Below are 20,311 nucleotides of genomic sequence, written 5' to 3'. Positions count from 1 at the left end.
GCTAGTCAGGGGGTGTAGCTCAACACAGGAGACTGTCATGAAACTCTACTACAAACCCGGCGCCTGCCCGTTGGCCAGCCATATTGCCCTGCAGGAAACCGGCTATCCGTTTGAAATCGAAGCGGTTGACACCGCCGCCGGCCGGACCGAAAGCGGCGCGGACTTCCGCGCGATCAACCCCAAAGGGTATGTCCCGGCCCTGCAGTTGGACGACGGGGGCGTTCTGACCGAAGGGGCCGCCGTTCTTCAGTTTATTGCCGACAGCCATCCCGAAGCGGGGCTTGCCCCCGCCACCGGTACCTTGGCCCGGGCCCGGATGCAGGAACAGCTCAACTGGATCGGAACCGAGTTGCACAAAGCTTTTGGCCCGCTGTTCCGCGAGGGCACGACCGAGACCGGGAAACAGGATGCGCGGACGGCGGTTGCCGGCAAGTTCGACCTGATCGAGGCGCAGCTTGAAGACGGCCGCGAATGGCTGGTTGCCGACCGGTTTTCGGTGGCGGATGCCTATCTGTTCGTGGTTTCGAACTGGGCGAATTTCACCGGCATCGACCTGACCCGCTGGCCCCGTCTGGCGGCATTTGTAAGCCGCTGCGCCGGCCGTCCGTCTGCACAGGCCGCGATGCGCGCCGAGGGGCTGATCCAATGACGCCCGCCGACCACAAAAAGGTCGGTGAACTGATGGAGGCCTATTTCGAGGGCCTCCATCAGGCCGACAGCGCCATGCTGCGCCGCGTCTTTCACCCGAATCTGGCCTATGTCTGCGCCACTGAAGGCGATGAACTGTACCTGGACCTTGAAACCTATATGGGCCGCGTGGACAGGCGAGAGCCCCCGGCCAGACGTGGTGACCCGCGCGAGGAAGAGGTTCTGGAGATTGCCTTTGTCAGCGACCGGCTGGCCCGGGTCAGTGCCCGGATGACCATGATGGGGCGCGACTTCCATGACCTGCTGACCCTTGTCCGACACGGTGCCGAATGGCGCATCGTTGCGAAAGTGTTTTCCTATGTTCCGCGAAAGGACTGACCGATGCCGTATGTGAATATCAAAGTAACCCGCGAAGGCGGTCCCGATGGCACCGGCCCGAGCGCGGATCAGAAGGCACAGCTGATCACCGGGGTCACCGAGCTGTTGCAAGACGTGCTGGGCAAGAATCCGGCGACGACCTTTGTGGTGATCAACGAGGTCGCGCTTGAGGACTGGGGTGTTGGCGGGCTGCCGGTGCAGGAGTACCGGAAGCAGGTCCGATGAAGACCCGGCTGACCGAGGCGCTGGGGATCACCTGTCCGGTGATCCAGGCACCGATGGCCTTTGCCGCGGGCGGCGCGCTTGCCAGCGCCGTCTCGGGTGCTGGCGGGCTGGGCATGATCGGAGGGGCTTATGGCGATGCTCCGTGGATTGATCGGCAGTTCCGGATTGCGGGTGGCGCGCGCGTGGGCTGTGGGCTGATCACCTGGAAACTGGCCGAACAGCCGCATCTTCTTGATCAGGTACTGGCCCGCGATCCCGTGGCGGTGTTCCTGTCCTTTGGCGACCCAGCGCCATTTGCGCCGGCGATCCGCAAGGCCGGTGTGTTGCTGATCTGCCAGATCCAGACCCTGCGCGATTCGCGGCATGCGCTGGACTGCGGTGCCGATATCATTGTCGCCCAGGGCGCGGACGCCGGCGGCCATGGCGAGGCGCGGGGCACCTTTGCACTGGTGCCCGAGACCGCGGACGAGATCGCGCGCCAGAACAGCGCCGCCTTGCTTTGTGCCGCCGGTGGCATCACCGACGGGCGCGGTCTGGCGGCGGCCCTGATGCTTGGGGCCGATGGTGCGGTGATCGGTACGCGGTTCTGGGCATCCCGCGAGGCGCTGGTGCATCCGCGCATGCTTGATCGCGCGCTGGCAGCGACGGGGGACGACACGGTCCGCACGCGGGTGGTGGATGTGGTTCGGGGATTTGACTGGCCAGACCGGTACAACGGCCGCGTTTTGCGCAATCCGTTTGTTCGGAAATGGCACGGATCGGAAGAGGCTTTGAAGCTGACGGCGAATGCGGAAGCCGCGAAATGGATGGCGGCTCAGGACAGGGGCGACCCGGAAATTGCAACCGCATTTGCCGGCGAAGGCATCGGGCTGATCAATTCGATACCGCCTGCGGGCGTAATCCTGGATCGCCTGATGGCGGACGCGCGGCGGTGTCTGGCAGGGGCTGCATCTGACGCGGCGTAGTCCTCGCCACTTCAAACCAGCAATCCGGACCGCACGCAGGCTGTACCGTGCGATCGGTCAGGTCAGACCTGCAGGCTCCGGCGGATCGCTCACAAAGCATAGATATCCAGCGCCTCGGAGAACCCCTTGAATTCCACCTGCGGTATCCGTTCCACATTGGAAACATCGCCCAGACAGGCTCTGGTCCGGTCGTCGAACAGAATTTGCCGCGCCGAAACACGAGTGTGCGCCTCAAGCCGGGCGGCCAGGTTCACTGTGTTGCCGATGCAGGTATAGGTTGCGCGTTCATCCGTTCCGGCATATCCGGCGACAACATCCCCGGTGGCGATACCGATGCCCAGCCGTATCTCTGGTGCGCCCTCGGCCGCCCGGTCCGCGTTCAGAACATCCATCATGCTCAGCATCTCCTGCGCCGCAGAAACCGCAGATTTCGCCGAATTCTCAAGAGGTTGCGGCGCACCGAACAATGCCATCAGCCCATCGCCGATCATCAGGCTGACAATCCCGCCATTGCTGGTGACAGCCTCGAACATCAGGGCGTAATAGGTGTTCAGCAACTCGATGGTTGCTTCGGGCGGCAGGTCTTCGGACAGGGCCGTGAAGTCGCGGATATCGCAGAACAAAACCGACGCTGAAACCCGCCGCCCGCCGATCGCGAAACCGGATTCCTGCAGGTCCTGCGCAACCTCGTTGGTCGCAAACCTTTCCAGCAGGCGCTTTTGTTCGTCCCGTAATCGCTTTTTTTCAAGGCTCGACGACAGGCGCGCGCCCAGCAGCACTTTGTTGACCGGCTTGGGCAGATAGTCCTCGGCGCCCAGTTCGATACAGCGCACAACGTTGTCCAGACCTTCTACGGACGAGGTGACGATGACCGGCACGTCGCGCAGATCGGAATTGGCCTTGATCGCCTCCAGCACTTCGAACCCGTCCATTTCGGGCATCTCGATATCCAGAAGGACCAGATCAAAGCTGTCGGCGGTCAGCATGTCCATCGCGATGCGGCCATTCTCGGCCGCGGATGCCCTGTGGCCCAACAGCTCGATATTGCGGGCCAGCAACAGGCGGTTGACCTTGTTGTCGTCCACAATCAGCAAATGCCCCTGCTGGTCAGCCATCCAGAGCGTCCCGCAAAGCCGTTGCCGCCCGCGCAAATTCCGCGTCCAGCGTGGTGAAATCCGGTTCGGTACGGCCGATATCCATCAGTTCCATCTGCCGGGACAGGCTGGCCAGACCGGTTGCGCCAAAGATATTCGCGTTGGATTTGATCGAATGCGCCGCGCGGCGAAACCCGTCGGCATCCACCGCCGCCGCGGCCTGTTTGAGAGAGGCGATCATACCGGGCGCTTCGTCGAGAAACGTATTGACCAGTTCCGTGGTGAATTCGGCGCCCGTCGTTTCCCGCAACTCGTCAAGTACCTGACGGTCGATTGCACTGTCGCTCATGAGATTTCCCTGCCGCGTTGTGTGACCCGAGTCAGCGCCGCCACCAGTTCCGCAACCCGGATCGGCTTGGCGATATAGTCGTCCATGCCAGCCTCAAGGCACATCTCGCGGTCGCCCTGCATGGCGTTGGCGGTCATTGCTACGATCTGTGGCCGGTCGCCTTCCGGGTAATCGCTGTTGATCCGCCGCGACGCCTCCAGCCCGTCCATTTCGGGCATCTGAACGTCCATCAATACCACGTCATAAGTCTGTCGCGCCACGCTTTCCAACGCCTCGATGCCGTTGCTTGCCAGATCGGCGCGATACCCCATTTGCTCCAGCAGGCGTATGGCCAGTTTCTGATTCACCAGATTGTCCTCGGCCAGCAATATCCGCAGCGGATGCCGCCTGGCCAGTTCGGGATCGGATTGCGGTTTGGCCGCCTCCTTTATCCCCGGCTCAGGCTCAACCTGGGGCGCAAGAAGCGAAACCAGCGTGTCAAACAGGTTCGATTGGCGCAACGGTTTGGCGAGGAAGGCGTCAAACATCCCGCGCTCGGCCGCGATATCCCGAACGCCGAGACTGCTGAACAGGACCAGCGGCAGCTTTGGATGCGATTTTCTGATTTTGCCGGCCAGCGCGATGCCATCCATTTCGGGCATGTGCATGTCCAGAATGGCAAGGTCGAAGGGCGCATCTGGCGTCAGCACTTTCAGCGCTTCGGCGGCCGAGGCGACCGCAGTCGTTCGGGTCCCCCATTTTTCCGTTTGCAGCGACAGAATTTTCCGGTTGGTGTCGTTGTCGTCCACCATCAGAATGCGCTTGCCCGACAGCTCCGATTGTTCGCCCAGCAGACTGCGCGCGTCGGATTTGGGTATCTCGGCGGCTTTGGTGCGGATAGTGAAATGAAAGACCGACCCCTGTCCGGTGCCCGCGCTGGTGGCCCACATCGTTCCGCCCATCAACTCGGCCAGCCGTTTCGAAATCGCCAGCCCCAGCCCGGTGCCGCCATATTTCCGCGTGGTCGAGGAATCGGCCTGGCTGAAGGATTGAAACAGGCGGCTCATGCCTTGATCCGTCAGGCCGATCCCGGTGTCGCGCACATCAAACCGAAGATCGGTTTCGCCTTCCGGCGCCTGGGTGGCCGCAACTGACAAGACCACCTCGCCGGTATCCGTGAACTTGACGGCGTTTGAAAGCAGGTTCAGCAGAATCTGACGCAGCCGCGTCAGATCGGCGCTGATTGCAGGCGGTACGTCATCTTCCATGACATAGGCGATATCCAACTGCTTTTCCGCGGCACGCGCGCTGATCAGTTCCAGCGCGGATTCAACACATTCACGCAGGTCGAAGGGATGTTCTTCGATATCCATCTGACCCGCTTCGATTTTCGAGAAATCGAGGATTTCGTTGATGATCGCCAACAGCGCATCGCCGCTGTCCCGTATGGTGCGGGTGTAATCGGCTTGTTCAGCGTCCAGTTCGGTGTCCATCAACAGACCGCTCATCCCGATCACCGCGTTCATCGGGGTGCGGATCTCGTGGCTCATCGTTGCCAGAAAGGCGCTTTTGGCTTCGTTGGCTTTTTCTGCCGCGGCACGGGCGTCCTGTGCTTCCTGAAACAGGCGCACGTTTTCGATGGCGATCACGGCCTGATCGGCAAAGGACTCGGCCACCGCGATTTCGTCATCTGAAAACGCACGCTGAACCTTTCGGATGAAGGCCAGACCGCCGATGGCTTCATCGCCACGCAATAACGGCACCATCAGCGACGACTGAAATCCCTGGCGTGTGTGTATTTCGCTGTCTCGCGGCGGCAGGTCGGCCGCCGACCAGTCCGGGATGTGCAGAATAGACTTTTCGACGAAAGAACGGGACGGAAGGTTCATGTCCGGGTCAATCGGATACCGGGTTTGCGTGATTTCCTTTTCTACCCCATCCGGCGTTGCAACGGCGACCTGCCAGAAACAATCTCCGTCACTTTCAATGATAACCGACAGATCACATGAGATGAGAGAGGTGGCGAGGCGCACGATTTCGTCGAAAACGGGTTTGGTATCGGTCGGGGATTCACTGATGACCCGAAGAACGCTGGCGCTTGCGGTCTGTCGGGCCAGCGCCGCCTGCGTGTCATTGAACATGCGGGTGTTCAGGATGGCGATGACAGCCTGATCGGCAAAACTTTCGCCCAGTTCAATCTGCGCCGGACCAAAGGCCCGCCGGGAGGTCTTACGCGCAAAAATCAAAACGCCGATGCACGATCTTTCCCGCATCAGCGGCAGGTAGAGGCATTCATTGACGCCGAATTTTCTGACCGTTTCAACCTCGTGCAAAGGCAGGTCTTCTTTGGAAAAGTCCTTGATGTGAACCAGTTCGCCACTTTCAAAGACCTGACTGGGATAGTTCAGGGTGGGGTCGATACGTACTGCCCGGGCATCCAGGGTGTCCATCGGGCCGTCTTTCGTCATTCCCGCGGCGGGCGAAAAATACTCGCCGTCGCGGATCAGAACCGCGGCCCCATCGCAATCGAGAAGGTTCATGCCCGCCCCGGCAATGGCCATGAAAACCGGTTTCGCATCCTCCTGCGCGCTGCTGATGACCCGCAATATATCTGCGCTGGCGGTCTGTCGCACGAGCGAGGTCTGCAGGTCTGAAAACAGCTGCGCATTGTTCAACGCGATCACCGCCTGCGAGGCAAATGTCTCAAGCAGTGAAACCTGTCTGGGCGAGAACGCCGAAACCTTTTCGTCCGCGAGTGCGATGACGCCGACCGCCTCATCATCCTTGATCAGCGGAACGGCCAGCGTTGAACGGTACCCGCCGCGCCGCGAGGCCTCTTTCCACGTATAGGTGTCGTCTGTTTCGGTGTCTTCAATGTAGACCGTCTGCTTGAGCAGCGCGGCGCGCCCCGTGCTGCTGCCGCTGACCGGCCGCACCGGATGGTCGGTCATGAAAGTACGGAATTCGCTTTCGACGCCAACAAACTCGACAACCCGGTAAGCGCCGATATCGCGATCCAACAGGGCGATATAGCCGTATTGCGGCGAACAGAGCTGTTCGGCCACTTCAAGGATGATCCGCAGAACCGGATGCACCTCATTGGGAGAGCTTGAGATTACGCCCAGCACTTCGGATGTGGCGGTTTGGTATTCCAACGCCTGCGTCACTTCTGCGGTTCGATCCTGCAGCGCGGTGAACAGCCGCGCATTGCTGAGCGCGATCATCGCCTGCGCGGCAAAGGTTTCGAACAGAGCAATCTGTTTTGCGTTGAATGCATTCTTTTTGACATGCGCCAGCGTGATGACACCGACGGTTTTGCCGTCCTTGTTCAGCGGCACCCCCAAACCCGAAAGGAACCCGCCTTTGCGGGCCTGTTCGTGCCAGCCGTAATCGGGATCTGCCTCGATATCAGGGATATATGTGGTTTTCCCCGTCAGACCCACACGCCCGGTCACGGTTTCGCGTCCCGGGGAAAACACCTGCTGCGCCAGTATCTCTTCGAACATCTCGTTGACGTTATGCGTGGCCACGATGTCATAGACGCCGGTCTGTTCGTTCAGCAGTGCAACATAGGCAACTTCGGGTTGGCAGATCCGGACCGAGACCTTCAGTATTTCCTCAAGCACCGGCTGCACTTCGTTTGGCGACCGGGAAATCACGCTCAGCACGTCGGATGTCGCGGTCTGGTATTCCAGCGCCTCGGCCAGTTCTGCCGTGCGTGTCTGCACGTCTTCGAAAAGCTGCGTGTTGTTGATCGCTATGACAGCTTGCGACGCGAAGGTTTCCAGCAGCGCAATCTGTTTTTCGGTAAAGGCCGCAGGCTTCGTATGCCCCAGCGTGATAACACCAACGACGACTCCCTTGTTTATCAGCGGCACGCCAAGCGCCGAGCGGAAATTCCCTTGCTTGGCCGCCTCTCTCCATTCGAATTCCGCGTCGAGTTCGGTGTCTTCGATATAGACCGTCTTCTTCAACAGCGCAGTGCGGCCGGTGCAACTGCCGACCTCCGCCTCAAAAGCGATGTCCGACAGGAAGGTCCGAAACTCTGCCGTCATGCCATGCGTTGCCGCAACGCGGAACGTGTTGTCCGTGGGGTCCAAAAGTGTCGCATATGCGGTTTGCGGCTGGCAGATGTCCGACGCGACTTCGAGGATTGATTTCAGAACCGGCGTCAGTTCGTCGGGAGAGCGCGAGATGACACCAAGCACTTCGGACGTCGCCGTCTGGTGTTGCAACGCCTCCTGCGTGTCTGCGAACAGGCGGGCGTTTTCAATCGCTATGCGCGCCTGATCGGCAAATGCCTCCAGCAGGTCAATGTCGCTTTGATGCGCTGTGCTTCCTTTTGCCCAGCCCAGAGCCAGAACGCCCCAGACCTCATCATTGCTGAAAATCGGAACCGCGACCAATTCGTCATAGCCGAACCGGCGCGCTGTCTGGTGATCCCAATAATCGGTGGATTGGGCATTCGTCATGCGAAACGTCCGGCGATCGCGGATCGCCGGGACGGTGACCGAACTTTCATGCGGCGGTGCCGGAAAATTTGTGAGGTATTCCGCCATGTACGAGGACGGGAACCCATGGCTGGCACAATAGTGGACCATCCCGTTTTCGTATCGCCACAGCATGGAAAACCGTGCGCCGCAGAGTTCTGTCGCGCTGGTTACGATGGTATCGAAAACCGGCTGTACGTCGTTTTTTGACCGTCCAATGACCTTGAGTATCTCGGACGTGGCAGCAAACCGCGCCTTTTCCTTTGCCAGTTCCTGCGCAAGCGCCCGGGCCTGACTTGCAGGATCGGCTTGCGGTCCCAAATTCGTTTCCTCGTCATCCATCAAGAACTGATACCCGTTCACGGCGATGCTGAGCCAAATGATCACTCGGCCGATGGTTGGCTCTGGACGATACTGAATTTTCCCTCTTAAGCCCAGTTTTTGTTAACAGGTGCAGGCCCTGCCGCAATTCGCCACCGGGCGACTTGCTGCGTGACGCATCGTTGAGGAAACCGAAAGGTTGGCCGTTCAGGCACTCAGTTCTGTTGCTGGATTAAGCAGCGGGCGTTCGTCGATGTCGGGCTTCTGCAAAACGTTTGTGCCAGGCACCGATCTATATCGCAGGTAAATTTTGGCTAGGCCCTCGCCCTTGCAGGGATTTCGCAGGCGGGTTCTGTCTTGCGGTTAAGCAGGTGCAGCAACTCAACCTGATTTGAAGCCCCCGTCTTGGAGAAAATCGAGCTGAGATGAGACCGGATCGTTGCCGGGCAGACGGACAAAGTATCCGAGATCAGTTTGACGGTCATGCCTTCCTTCATCATTGCGCAAACCCTGAATTCGCACCGGCTGAGGTTCGCGGGGTTTTTCGGGTCCAAGATCGGAATGCGACGTTCCTCCCGCACCTCTCTGAGAAGGTGTCTTCCGGCCTGTTCAAAGCGCGCAGAGATCGAGCCGGGCGTGCGTTTGCCCCAGCCGGACGCAAGCGTCGGCGCCAATACGACCAGCAGGTCCAAGTCGTGATCGTTCGGGTGCCGATTGTAATGCAGTTCCAGATGATCGACGTGCCCCTTATTTGCCTCAAGCGGCACGACTATCACCTCCAGCAGCCCGCCGGGCTTCCGGTCCTTGTAACGGGACACTGCCACGGCCTCAGAAGTCATCATCTCGGACTGTTTCCAGACTGACCCGGCTTTTGCAGATGAAATGCAGTCGCCCATAACCAGTTCGGCCTGGGTTTGCGGTTGCGAAGGCCAGACTTTCCCTTCTTGGGAATTGCACCGGGCAATATGTCGGATTCTGCCGTTCGCCATTGAAGTCCGCGCAATTAATGCAGCGTCTGCATTTGACAATTTCATTAATTGCAAAAGGACATCTGAAAGGGGTTTATTTCCATTCAATGCCTGTGCCCAGTCCAAAACGAAGCTCAGGCTGTCCTGCGTCGGAACGCGTTTTGAAAAACGTACACTCATTACTCTTTAACCATCCCAACCAAAACAACGCGGTCGAAACCATTAGGTCCTCATCTCTCTTTCAAACTTGTTCGGATTATGTCGGGCCAGCAACCGGTTATGTGGCCAGAGTCGAAGGTTGAGATTCAAAATGCTTATTGCGAATTACTTGTAAAATTCTGTTTAATAACAAAAAAATTTTAAACCAATGATATTCGGGCACCGCGCTGTCATGATTTCCGTCTTGGTGGGATCATCCGATAAAGCGCCCTCATTTACGCCACAATTTGACGCTATTTCACTTCATTGTTTCCCAGGAAAGTGATTCGTCTGAACGTTAATGACCCGTTAATGCGCGGTTAACAAAACTCGTCGTTAAAATGCAATCCTCTCCAAAAAATCACCTATAGCGTGTATTTTCTCCACGAAAGTCGGAAGGCAAGTTTTTTCCAGACATTTAACCTGATTGGTGAGCTTCCGCAGATTTTGCCTGGCTTGCGCTGCAGCACTTTGCAGCGTCGATATCAATCTAACCTTTTCGGGGGAAAAATGACGAAATTCATCAAAAAGTTTGTTCAGAACGAAAGTGGTGCGGCCATTGTGGAATACGGCCTGGCCTTGTTGGTCGTCGCGTCGATTGCGGTGGGTGCGTTCTCGTATCTTGGCACCACCACCAACACCAACGTGACCGGTGCCTGCGCGGCTCTGGGCAGCGCAACCTGCTGATTCAGGTTCGCGCAAAGTATTACTTACCACGACATCATTCTGCGCCGTCGCAACATTGTAGCGGCGCAGAAATTACCGCCGGGATTTTCGCGACACCGGGAATACCGAAGTTTCGAATTTTGAAAGCGTAACTTTTGGAGACAGAGATGCGTATCAGACCAATTATTACCACACTCTTTGGAATTGCGATCGCGTCCGGTTCCGTTTACCTGGCGAAAGATCATATTCAGCTCCGGACCAGCGCCGCAACTGCGTCGTCCGGTGCCGATCTGGTGGAAATCTATGTCGCCAGATCCGAAATTGCTTTCGGTCAGATGATCGAAAAGCACCACGTTACCACGCATCCCTGGCCGCGCGAGGCGCTGCCGGCAGGTGTGTTCACCCAGATCGACGTTCTTGTGCCCGATAACCGCCGGCAGCTGCGCCGCGCCAAGGGTCGCTTTTACCCGGGCGAAGTGATGATCCTATCCAAAGTTTCGAACTTTGGTGAAAAGGTAACTCTGGTCCAGAAACTGGGTGAAAACACGCGCGCCATGGCCATTGAGGTCGATGCCGCAACCGCCGTGGGCGGGTTTGTGACACCGGGCGACCGGGTGGACATCGTTCTGACGCAGGGCGCAAAACTGGAATTGCGCGCAGTCACGATCCTGCAGGACATCCGCGTGATCGGCGTGGATCAGCAATCCGAAGAGCTGAGCGATCAGCCCGAGGTGGCCCGGACGATTACAGTTGAAGTCACCCCTCAGGAAGGTCAGCGCCTTGCTCTGGCGCAAAAGGCCGGCACCCTGAGCCTGACCCTGAGAACCCTGGACGGCGTCGTGGACGAGCCGATGGAGATGGTCCGCCTGCGCGACCTGCTTCAGGAGGAAGGTCCGGTGGAAAACGCCGAAGTCCAGCCGACCGTCAGGCTGAACCGAGGCACGGAATCCGAGGTTGTGCCGATCCAGCGAAAGCGTCGCGCGACAGAAACCGAGCCGGGCACTGAATCCGAAGTGAACACCCAGACGGATGCGCAGCTTGCTCCGGCGGTCGCGACGCCCGATGCCCGGCCTCAGATTCGCCCGATCGCAATCAGCCAGAACTCCGGACAGTAAGCCTGAGCCATGCAACTGAAAGCGAACATATCCCATTTCGCCGGGGACGAGCATGGAACGGTTGCGATCCTTTGGGGCACTGCGCTGGTCGCGTTCCTGGGCTTTTTTGCAATCACTCTGGATGTCGGCCGGCTGAACTCGACCCATGCGGAACTTCAGTCTTTCGCGGATAACGTTGCACTGGCTGCGGCTGGTGAGCTGGACGGCCAGCCTGACGCGATCACCCGCGCCACGAATGCTGCGGCCAATCTGATCAGTGACAGCCAGACATTTGCAACCGGGGCCACCGCGCTTTCGGGGTCGTCGGACTACACGCTTTCCTTTCACTCCGCCCTTCCTGCATCGGATCTGACGCCGCTCGGCGCGGACCTCACCACGGACCCGCGGAAAGCCAAATTCGCGCAGGTCGTCCTGACACCAAAATCGCTGAGCATGAGCCTTGCCTCGGCGCTGGACAAGATGCTTGGCGGGGGCGGCTTTTCGGCGGCCAGCGTGTCGGCCGAGGCGGTGGCCGGGTATTCGAAGGCCGCGTGCGATATCTCGCCGCTGATGTTTTGCCTGCCGCCCAACTGGGAATCCACGCTGACCGTGGGCGATCAGATCCTGCTGCGCAGTGGTGGCAATGGTTCTGCTTGGGGGCCGGGTAACTTCGGCTTTATTGATCTGGCGAGTTTCCAGGACACGTCAGGTGTGTGCGCGGATGAGGGTGGCAACAAACTGGCCTGCCTCATCGCGGCGCAGGACCAGATCACCCAATGCGTTCTGACCAATGGTCTGAACACTGAACCGGGCCAGAAGGTCGGCATCACCAATGCCGCATTCAACGTCCGCTTTGACATCTATCGCGCCGTTCTCAACGGCGAGAAGAACAATGTCGATTTCGCCCCGGCGCCAAACGTCATCAAGGGCATTGAAAAGAACGGCGGCGGTGCCTGCATCCAGGGCAGCGAACAACAGACGCCTGATACCACGGCTCTGGGTCGCGACCTTTGCATGACCGCGGGCACCTGCGGCGGCAACAACCGCTTCGGCGACGGAAACTGGGATCGCGCGGGTTACCTGAACCAGAACCACGACCTGGCAGATGGTGTCGCCGATGGGATCGGCAGCGATGCGCATCTGCCGGCGCTGACCGGAGCGGATACCGTGTTCGGGGGCACGCGTTACGGGATGTATCTGAGGGAAATCGCGTACGGAGACTCAAGCCCGTACACAGCGCCGAACGCAAATGCCATTCTGGATCCCTTGCTGGCCGAAACCGGCCGCCCGATGTGTTCGAGCCATATGTCAACCAACCCGGCGCGGCGTGTTGTGACAGCCGCTGGCATTGATTGCGCGCAAAACCCCGTGTCCGGTTCGACGACCGGCGTTCCCGTCACGAAATTCGTCGCCGTGTTCCTGACCGAACCGGTGGGCGATGACGGCGACTCGCCGCCCAGCTTCGATATCCATGGCGAGATCGTGGGCTTTCCGGATGTGGTGGGCACCGGAAGCGGCGGCAACGGGTTCAGCGGCATCTTTCGCGACGTCGTTCAGCTGTATCGGTAAGGGGCAGAGTCATGAAAAAGCGCCTTGCCGCCCGCATCAAACGCTTTGCCAAAGCCGACGAAGGCGCGATCATCGTGGAATTCGGCCTTGTCATGCCGGTGATGCTGTTGCTGTTGGTGGTGACCCTGGAATCCGCGCGTCTGATGTGGTCCTACCAGTCGGTCATCGCGGGTGTCCGGGACGCCAGCCGCTATCTGTCCAGGGTCACACCTGCGGATATCTGTACCTCTGGCGGGTCTGTCGCGGGTCTTGCCACAACGTTGAAAACCATCGTGGAAGAGGACATCAACGGCAATTCGCTTTTCCCGGCCGGAATTTCCGTTAACTCGGTCACACCCAGCCTGTCCTGTGTTTCCGGAACCTATCGTATGAATCCGGCCCCAGTAGGACAGGTGAGTGCCAATATCACCATTCAGTTCCCGATGGGCAGTGTTCTGTCGCTGTTCGGCAGCGGCGCATCGTCGGTCACGACGGACGTCGCCGACACGTCGCGGATCTTTGGCCAATGAAGACCCTGCTGCATATCCGCGCGTTGTTGCGTCAGGCCGGCCAAGCGTTCCTGCGCGATCAGCATGGCGGGGTTCTGGTCGAGTTCGCGCTGGTCGTTTCGCTGTTCTTCTTCCTGTTTCTGGCGTTGCTGGATTTCGGCCGGCTGTCTTACAGCGGCGTGAATGCGCAGAAAGCCGCGCAGCTGGCCACCCGCATTGCTGTGGTTCGAACGGCGGTTTGCGCCGGGGTTCCGCAGACCCATCAGCGCGGCCCATCGGCCCTTGCACCGCGTTACGGCACGTCCTGCAGCGCCTCGGCCGGGGTGTGCGCCGATGTCGGTACGCTGTCTTGTGCCGGCGTGGCCACCAATCCGACGGCGTCGGAAATCTGGGGTCGCATCAGCCCCCTTTTGCCGCCCGGCAGCACAATCGACATGATGCAGTTTTCGTATGCCTTTGACCAGAATCTGGGCTTCCTGGGTGGCCCGTATACACCCATGGTCACCGTCGAATTGAACCTGAACGATTTTCAGTTCGTGTCACCGCTGGCGGCGCTGGCAAACGCCGCTGGCGCAACAAACAGCACCCTGTCTTCGACAGCCGGTTACTCGAATTTCAGCGTTTCGCTGCCTGCTGAAGACCTAGCACTAGGAGAGTCAGGATAATGGATCACAATGTTTCCAATCTGAAGTCGCACTCGGTCATGCTTGTGTCCGAAAAAGAGGCCATCGCACAGGTCGTCGCCGACGTCTTTCCTGCGAACGAGGACAACAAGGTCACTCGGAATGCAGGCTCGTTTCAGGCTCTAAACGGGACAGCCCTGAAACTGGCGTTCAAGCACGATCTGGTGGTCTTCGAGATCGATCCCGATGACGCGGGCGAAGTTCAGGCGGTCAGGGATCTGTTGGCGCATCGCGATGACGACACCCTGTTTGTCGCCCTGACGCAGAATGATCTGTCGATCACCAAGGCGCGCGAGCTGCGGAAGATCGGCATCGACGAAGTCCTTCCCATGTCGGTTGACGGTGATGAGTTGAGGGCGGTTGTCAGCGAGAAATTCACAGCAAGGCCCGTTCCGCAGCCTTTGGTGCTGGATGGGTCCACTGCGCTGGGCAAAGTGATCCCGGTGGCAAAGTCCCGCGGCGGAGCGGGTGCATCGACCGTGGCGGTGAACCTTGCCTGCGCATTGGTTGGCGGCAAAGGGTCGTTCTTCCGCAAAACCGCGAAAAGCCGCGTCGCCCTTTTGGATTTCGATCTGCAATTCGGGAACGCAAATGTGTTCCTGGACCTCGAAGACAACGGCGGCTGCCTGCAATTCATAGAAAACGCCGAAGAACCCGACGACCACTTTCTGTCGTCGATCCTTCAGAACCATACCCTGGGCGTCGATGTGTTGTGCGCACCTGTTCCGATGGTGCCGCTTCAGTCGCTGCGCGCCGATCTGATCGAAGGGATGCTGGACCTGCTTCAGCGCCGCTACGACTATATCGTGATCGATCTTCCCTGCGCTGTCGTGGAGGGGGTCGAACCCATTTTCAAACGCGCGACCCAGCTAGCGCTTGTCACCGACACCACGGTGCCCTGCGTTCGCCAGGCGCGGCGCCTGATCGACCTGTACCGCGAGGCAAATGTCGGCCTGCCTGTCGAGGTCATCGTCAACCGGGAACGTAATTCTCTGATCCGGCCGGCGCATGTCCGCGAGGCCGAGAAGGTTCTGGAAACAAAGCTGAAACACTGGTTGCCGGACAACCCGAAAGTGGCCCGCAACGCAGTGGATCTTGGATGCCCAGTCGTGGAGATGAAGCCGCAATCGGATCTGGGCAAGGCTTTGGCAAAACTGGCTGCTGCTGTGTCTGCTGACATTCAGCCCGCGGCATCTTTGAATAAATAAAGGGAGATCACCGTGTTCAATGAATATAGATCACGCAGGGCAGCGTCGAAATCGAATGTGCTGATGCTGGACCGGCCGATTGAAGTACCGCCCAAATCCAAGGTGACCCCTGATCCCGTGGACGCCGATCTGCAGGCTCATCTGGAACTCAAGAGCCGCCTGCACAGCGAACTTCTGGACAGGCTGAACCTGTCCGTTATCGACAAGGTGGAACGGTCGGAACTGAAACGCCAGATCGCGTCACTGGTGACCGGCATGATCGAGGCGGAACGCCTGCATATGCGGTCCGAGGCTTTCACCGCTCTGGTCGACGAGCTTATCCACGAAGTCATGGGTCTTGGGCCGCTGGAGCCGTTACTGGAAGATCCGACCATCAACGACATCCTCGTCAACTCATACGACAAGGTCTATGTCGAACGCTTCGGCCTGCTGGAGCAGTCAACCGTGCGGTTTCGCGACGAGCGGCATCTGCTGCGGATAATTGACAAGATCGTCAGCAAGGTGGGCCGGCGCATCGATGAATCGCAGCCCTGGGTCGATGCGCGTCTGGAAGACGGCAGCCGCGTCAATGCGATCATTCGGCCATGTTCGGTCGACGGACCGGCCCTGTCGATCCGGAAGTTTTCGCGCAATCCGTTGACCATCGAAAAGCTCGTGCAGCAGGACAGCATGAACGAACAGGCTGCGATGCTTCTTGAGGCGCTGGTCGAAGCAAGGCTCAATATCCTTATTTCGGGGAGCACCGGCACCGGTAAGACAACCATGCTGAACGCGGTGTCGTCCTATATCGACGGCAAGCAGCGTATCGTGACAATCGAGGATGCCGCCGAACTGCAGCTTCAGCAAAGCCATGTGGTCCGGCTTGAAACCCGGCCGCCCAATTCGGAAGGGCAGGGCGTGATCACTCAGCGCGTTCTGGTCCGCAACGCGCTGCGGATGCGGCCGGACCGCATCATCGTCGGCGAGGTTCGGGGCTCGGAATGCTTTGACATGCTTCAGGCAATGAACACGGGGCATGACGGATCGATGACCACCGTTCACGCAAACTCGGCCCGTGACGCGCTGAGCCGTGTGGAACAGATGGTGACAATGCTGGGTGCGGACCTGCCGATCAGAACCATCCGGTCCCAGATCGCCTCGGCCATCCACATCGTGCTTCAGCTCAGCCGTCTCAGCGACGGTACCCGAAAAGTCGTCAGCATTTCGGAAATTACCGGCATGGAAGACGACACCATCACCATGCAGGACATCTTTGTCTTCAAGCGCCGCGGCAAGTCCGAAAACGGGGACGTTCTGGGAGAGTTCCTGCCAACGGGCATCCGGCCGAAATGTTTCGACCAACTGGTCGCGTCTGGAATTGATGTCGACACCAACATGTTTGTTCGCGGGGCTATGTCATCATGATCGACCTTCAGCCAAACACATTGAACATATTGATTTATATTATGATTTTCCTGGGCGTTTTGCTGGCGTATGAGGGGTTGAACCAGCTTCTGCAACGCAAGGAGACCTTCGGCGAAGCGCGAAACCGCCGGATGAAAATGATTCAGGAGGGCGCGTCAACTGACGAGGTTTTGCAGCTGCTGCGCGATCCTGCGATGATGGAATCCGGCGAGAAACTCGGACCGGTTTCCCGGTTACGCCGTCTGATCGTTCAGGCTGGGCTGACGATCCATCCGGGTTGGGTGGTTTTCATTGCGCTTCTGCTGGCAGCGGTGATCTTTGCCGTCGGGTCCCGGTTCCTGGTGTCGGAACTTGCCATCGCTCTGAGCGCGGTTTTCGCTGTGGTTTTGCCCTTGATGGTGTTGGTCGCCATGAAAGAAGCTCGGTCGAAAAAGCTGACGAAACAACTGCCGGACGCTCTGGATCTGATGGCGCGCGGTCTGAAGGTTGGTCATCCCGTGGCGGTCACAGTTGGGAATGTGGCCACCGATCTGCCGGATCCGATTGGCTCGGAATTCGGTCTTATTCAGGATCAGATCAACTATGGCGATGATGTTGCAACAGCGTTTCATGACTTTGCCAAACGTGTCGGTACCGAGGATGCGAACTATCTTGCGGTCAGCATCGGGATTTAGCACGGCACCGGCGGCAATCTTGCCCGCATTCTGGGCATTCTGTCTCAGGTCATCCGGGACCGTCACACGATGCAGAAGAAAATCAAGGCCATCTCTGCCGAGGGTCGGCTGAGCGGCCTTATTCTTACGATCCTGCCGATCGTGATCTACCTGTCGATCTAACTGTCCACACCATCCTTCTATGGCGACGTTCGCAGCGACCCGTGGTTTCCGTTCTTTGCCTACGTGATCATTGGCCTGACGGTTGCCCAGGGTCTGATCCTGCATCGTCTCGTCAAGTTCAAGTTTTAATCGGGAGCGTGGAAATGGAGATGATTTAAGATTTTCTGAACGACCAGAACCTGCCGCCTCAGTTTCTTTTGCTGGCTGGCATGGCTGTCAGCATTTTCTTTGTTGTCCTGGGCCTGTCCGGCCTGACCGCCGGCGACAACGTTGCTGCGCGCCGTATGCACGTGGGATCGCTTTCGCACGCGCATGGAGAGGACTTTGACCTCATCCAGGGTGACAACAGCGATCCGCACGGGTTGCTGAAAGCCTTTGTTCCGTCATCGAAACGAGAACGCTCGAAGATCGGCAAGCTTCTGAAACAGGCGGGAATACAGCGCAGGCACGCCATCCGGACGTTTTATATCTTCCGGGTGGTCATGGGTTTTGTCCTGCCGGCGGTTTTCGTGATTGCAATTGCGTTGCCCATAGAAATGCAGGTTCAGATTGGCATCGCCGGTATCACGCAGAGCATCACATGGCTGAACGCGCTGCAGATTGTGACGGCATTGATGGTTGCCGGGTTTTATGGCCCTGCGCTGTGGTTGCGTTACCGGATAAAGAAACGCCGCCGGGCAATCGAACACAGCCTGCCGAACGCGCTGGACCTGCTGCAAGTCGCGATTGAGGCCGGGCTGGGCTTTGATGCGGCGATGATCCGTGTGTCGCATGAAATGGCCCATGCCGCCCCGGAGATTTCGCAGGAGTTTTCAATCCTCCAACTGGAGTTGCAGGCCGGCAAGGAACGCCAGGCCGCCTTTTTGGATATGGCAGAGCGGGTCGGCATTGACGAAGTGAACTCCTTCGCGAATGCGTTTTTGCAGTCCAATCAATACGGGACCAGCATTTCCGCGTCACTGCGCAGGTTCGCGACTGACATGAGACTGGATCGTGAGCTTCGGGCTCAGGAAAAAGCCAACCGCCTGCCCGTGCAGATGTCGGCCGTGATGGCCATGTGCATGATGCCTGTTCTGTTGCTGATTTGCCTGGCGCCTATGCTGATCCGGTGGATCAATATGTTTGGGTGACCTGCGTTCTTTCGGTTCAGGTCTCCCTTTTCGAAGCGCTCAATCAATTGACGCCGACCTATGGGTTTTTTGCGATGTCGCGGCGCTTTCAGGCGAAGGCAGCGCGCAATCAGTATACGTGCCGACGGTTGATAAATGCCGCGGGCCGTTGCGGATTCGGATGCGCGCCCGCACGGCCAAATAACGGAACGTTTTTGCTGCGAACGTAGAACTCCTCGCATGTACCCTGAGATGATCAGGGAGAACCCGCCACTCATGCTCTGGAGATCAGAAATGAAGAACCCTTTCGCTGGCCGAACGATGTCCCTGAACGGACCGACACCGGATATTTGCCCGGTCACCCCGAACGACAACCAGGATCTGCCGCAAATTGCGGTTGCGCTTTATGTGACCACCGGCGGCACGCTGTCCATTCAGACCGTCGCGGGCAAACAGCGCAGCGTTCAGGTTGCGGATAACGCGATCCTTCCGGTCGGGGTCGTCCGCGTTTACGCGACGGGCACAGATGCCGACGGTATTCATGCATTCGTGGTGTCCTGAACGATGCTGGGTTTCGGGATTTCCGAACTGTCCGTGAACCGGGCGCGCGGGTTCAGTCCGATCAGTCTGCGGCCGCTGGCGTGGTACGATCCCTCGGATCGGTCGACCCTGTTTCAGGATGTCGACGGAACGGTACCGGTGACATCCGATTTTGATCCTGTCGCTCAGATCCGCGACAAGTCAGGGCTCGGTCATCATATGATCCAGCCGGACGGGACACGCCGGGCGGTATTTCGCGAGGAAAACGGTGTTTGCTGGCTGGAAACGGATGGCACCGATGACAGTTATCAGCTGCCGTCCCGCATGGGGTTGTCCGCCAATCCCGGAATTTCGGTGATCGCCGCAATTCAACCCTTGTCGCTGAGCGCGCCGGTTCAGCGCGTTTTTCATCTGGGTGGCGATAACGAGGCCGGATCACTGGGCTGTGCCCTAGGCGGAGACGGGTATTCCTGGAGGTTCAACAACGGGAATACCAAATATGTCTCCGCTCAGGTTGGGCAGGATATCGTCGCGACGTGGACGCGCCCCGAAAGCAGTACCTATGCAGACAGCGCCCTGCGTCTGGACGGCACACAAATCGCGGTGTCTTCGTCGGCAAACGGGGCATTTCTGCCGGTGAACAACGCCCAGCAGGCCGCCCTGTTCGGGCACGGGTCGCTGATCTCGGATGCGGCGCATCTGAGGTTCTATGGGATGATCGTTCTGCGTTCCGTTGACCCGGACGGGCTTCGGAAATGTGAAACATGGCTTCGGGGCACACAACCGTCCTGACACGTTAATTGCGTGGCGGGCCGTGTCGGTCGGGTCAAGGTGGTCTGCGGGCTCTGAACATCCGGCCATTCCAACCTGGAATAGCACGAGATCGCAGGGCGTTTTTGACGGCAAGCTGTGTGATTATGTAAACTTGGTCGAAATCGCATTGAGTCAGGTCAGCAGCGCGGAGCCCAGAGCGAGCGGATTATTCCGGTCGGGCGCAGAGCGTCGTCTGAAATGCCGGGGCCGGGTCCGGGGATGGATTGGCATCCCATTGGGGCAGGAACTTTGGTTTGCCCACATGAACGGACCGGTCCAAATGCGT

The 20,311-nt window shown here is 58.8% G+C and carries 19 protein-coding genes; 15 read left to right on the top strand and 4 right to left on the bottom strand.

Annotated features, from left to right (window positions below; all coding sequences use genetic code 11):
- Positions 1-37: 37 nt before the first annotated feature.
- From gstA to ACXAC3_RS02525, 4 genes are read left to right on the top strand one after another with little or no spacing between them, the layout of a single operon-like run.
- On the top strand, positions 38-649 hold the full coding sequence (gstA, locus tag ACXAC3_RS02540) for a glutathione transferase GstA (RefSeq protein WP_475155726.1): 612 nt from the start codon (positions 38-40) through the stop codon (positions 647-649).
- Positions 646-1,026 (top strand): nuclear transport factor 2 family protein, encoded by a 381-nt coding sequence (locus tag ACXAC3_RS02535; RefSeq protein ID WP_475155722.1) that lies wholly within the window; start codon positions 646-648, stop codon positions 1,024-1,026. Before gstA ends, ACXAC3_RS02535 begins: the two co-directional genes overlap by 4 nt.
- Before the next feature lie 3 nt (positions 1,027-1,029).
- Positions 1,030-1,251, top strand: coding sequence for a tautomerase family protein (locus ACXAC3_RS02530; RefSeq protein WP_475155719.1), 222 nt, complete (start codon positions 1,030-1,032; stop codon positions 1,249-1,251).
- Positions 1,248-2,216, top strand: a complete 969-nt coding sequence (locus ACXAC3_RS02525) for an NAD(P)H-dependent flavin oxidoreductase (protein WP_475155716.1) — start codon at positions 1,248-1,250, stop codon at positions 2,214-2,216. The genes ACXAC3_RS02530 and ACXAC3_RS02525 overlap by 4 nt, the downstream gene beginning before the upstream one ends.
- A gap of 89 nt (positions 2,217-2,305) precedes the next feature.
- On the opposite strand, the gene ACXAC3_RS02520 is transcribed toward ACXAC3_RS02525, so the two are convergent.
- The 4 genes from ACXAC3_RS02520 to ACXAC3_RS02505 all read right to left on the bottom strand — a co-directional run bounded on the left by ACXAC3_RS02520 (position 2,306) and on the right by ACXAC3_RS02505 (position 9,543).
- Positions 2,306-3,331 (bottom strand): adenylate/guanylate cyclase domain-containing protein, encoded by a 1,026-nt coding sequence (locus ACXAC3_RS02520; protein ID WP_475155711.1) that lies wholly within the window; start codon positions 3,329-3,331, stop codon positions 2,306-2,308.
- Complete coding sequence (locus tag ACXAC3_RS02515; RefSeq protein WP_475155705.1) at positions 3,324-3,659, bottom strand: Hpt domain-containing protein; 336 nt, start codon at positions 3,657-3,659, stop codon at positions 3,324-3,326. Before ACXAC3_RS02515 ends, ACXAC3_RS02520 begins: the two co-directional genes overlap by 8 nt.
- On the bottom strand, positions 3,656-8,515 hold the full coding sequence (locus ACXAC3_RS02510; RefSeq protein WP_475155700.1) for a GAF domain-containing protein: 4,860 nt from the start codon (positions 8,513-8,515) through the stop codon (positions 3,656-3,658). Before ACXAC3_RS02510 ends, ACXAC3_RS02515 begins: the two co-directional genes overlap by 4 nt.
- Before the next feature lie 248 nt (positions 8,516-8,763).
- Entirely contained in the window at positions 8,764-9,543 is a 780-nt protein-coding gene (locus ACXAC3_RS02505; RefSeq protein ID WP_475155695.1) for a helix-turn-helix transcriptional regulator, read from the bottom strand.
- A 582-nt stretch (positions 9,544-10,125) separates the two neighbouring features.
- Between ACXAC3_RS02505 and ACXAC3_RS02500 the strand changes: the two genes are divergently transcribed.
- The 11 genes from ACXAC3_RS02500 (at position 10,126) to ACXAC3_RS02450 (ending at position 20,004) form a co-directional block, all read left to right on the top strand.
- Positions 10,126-10,302, top strand: a complete 177-nt coding sequence (locus tag ACXAC3_RS02500) for a Flp family type IVb pilin (protein ID WP_475155690.1) — start codon at positions 10,126-10,128, stop codon at positions 10,300-10,302.
- 146 nt (positions 10,303-10,448) lie between these two features.
- The gene (gene cpaB, locus ACXAC3_RS02495) at positions 10,449-11,396 is read left to right on the top strand and encodes a Flp pilus assembly protein CpaB (RefSeq protein ID WP_475155684.1); all 948 of its coding nucleotides are present in this window, start codon (positions 10,449-10,451) and stop codon (positions 11,394-11,396) included.
- A gap of 9 nt (positions 11,397-11,405) precedes the next feature.
- Positions 11,406-12,944, top strand: coding sequence for a pilus assembly protein TadG-related protein (locus ACXAC3_RS02490; RefSeq protein ID WP_475155680.1), 1,539 nt, complete (start codon positions 11,406-11,408; stop codon positions 12,942-12,944).
- 11 nt (positions 12,945-12,955) lie between these two features.
- On the top strand, positions 12,956-13,453 hold the full coding sequence (locus ACXAC3_RS02485) for a TadE/TadG family type IV pilus assembly protein (protein WP_475155677.1): 498 nt from the start codon (positions 12,956-12,958) through the stop codon (positions 13,451-13,453).
- The gene (locus ACXAC3_RS02480) at positions 13,450-14,097 is read left to right on the top strand and encodes a TadE/TadG family type IV pilus assembly protein (protein WP_475155672.1); all 648 of its coding nucleotides are present in this window, start codon (positions 13,450-13,452) and stop codon (positions 14,095-14,097) included. Before ACXAC3_RS02485 ends, ACXAC3_RS02480 begins: the two co-directional genes overlap by 4 nt.
- The gene (locus ACXAC3_RS02475) at positions 14,097-15,323 is read left to right on the top strand and encodes a CpaE/TadZ family protein (RefSeq protein WP_475155666.1); all 1,227 of its coding nucleotides are present in this window, start codon (positions 14,097-14,099) and stop codon (positions 15,321-15,323) included. Before ACXAC3_RS02480 ends, ACXAC3_RS02475 begins: the two co-directional genes overlap by 1 nt.
- 12 nt (positions 15,324-15,335) lie before the next feature.
- Positions 15,336-16,727 (top strand): CpaF family protein, encoded by a 1,392-nt coding sequence (locus tag ACXAC3_RS02470; protein WP_475155660.1) that lies wholly within the window; start codon positions 15,336-15,338, stop codon positions 16,725-16,727.
- Positions 16,724-17,401, top strand: coding sequence for a hypothetical protein (locus ACXAC3_RS02465; RefSeq protein ID WP_475155656.1), 678 nt, complete (start codon positions 16,724-16,726; stop codon positions 17,399-17,401). The genes ACXAC3_RS02470 and ACXAC3_RS02465 overlap by 4 nt, the downstream gene beginning before the upstream one ends.
- Before the next feature lie 371 nt (positions 17,402-17,772).
- Complete coding sequence (locus ACXAC3_RS02460) at positions 17,773-18,693, top strand: type II secretion system F family protein (RefSeq protein WP_475155650.1); 921 nt, start codon at positions 17,773-17,775, stop codon at positions 18,691-18,693.
- A gap of 273 nt (positions 18,694-18,966) precedes the next feature.
- Entirely contained in the window at positions 18,967-19,233 is a 267-nt protein-coding gene (locus tag ACXAC3_RS02455) for a spike base protein, RCAP_Rcc01079 family (RefSeq protein WP_475155646.1), read from the top strand.
- A 3-nt stretch (positions 19,234-19,236) separates the two neighbouring features.
- Entirely contained in the window at positions 19,237-20,004 is a 768-nt protein-coding gene (locus ACXAC3_RS02450) for a hypothetical protein (protein WP_475155643.1), read from the top strand.
- The last annotated feature ends 307 nt before the right edge of the window (positions 20,005-20,311 follow it).

This window comes from Ruegeria sp. ABV4_181 (assembly GCF_056158465.1).
Note: the sequence above shows the minus strand (reverse complement) of the source record. Positions and strands in the feature narration are given on the sequence as shown.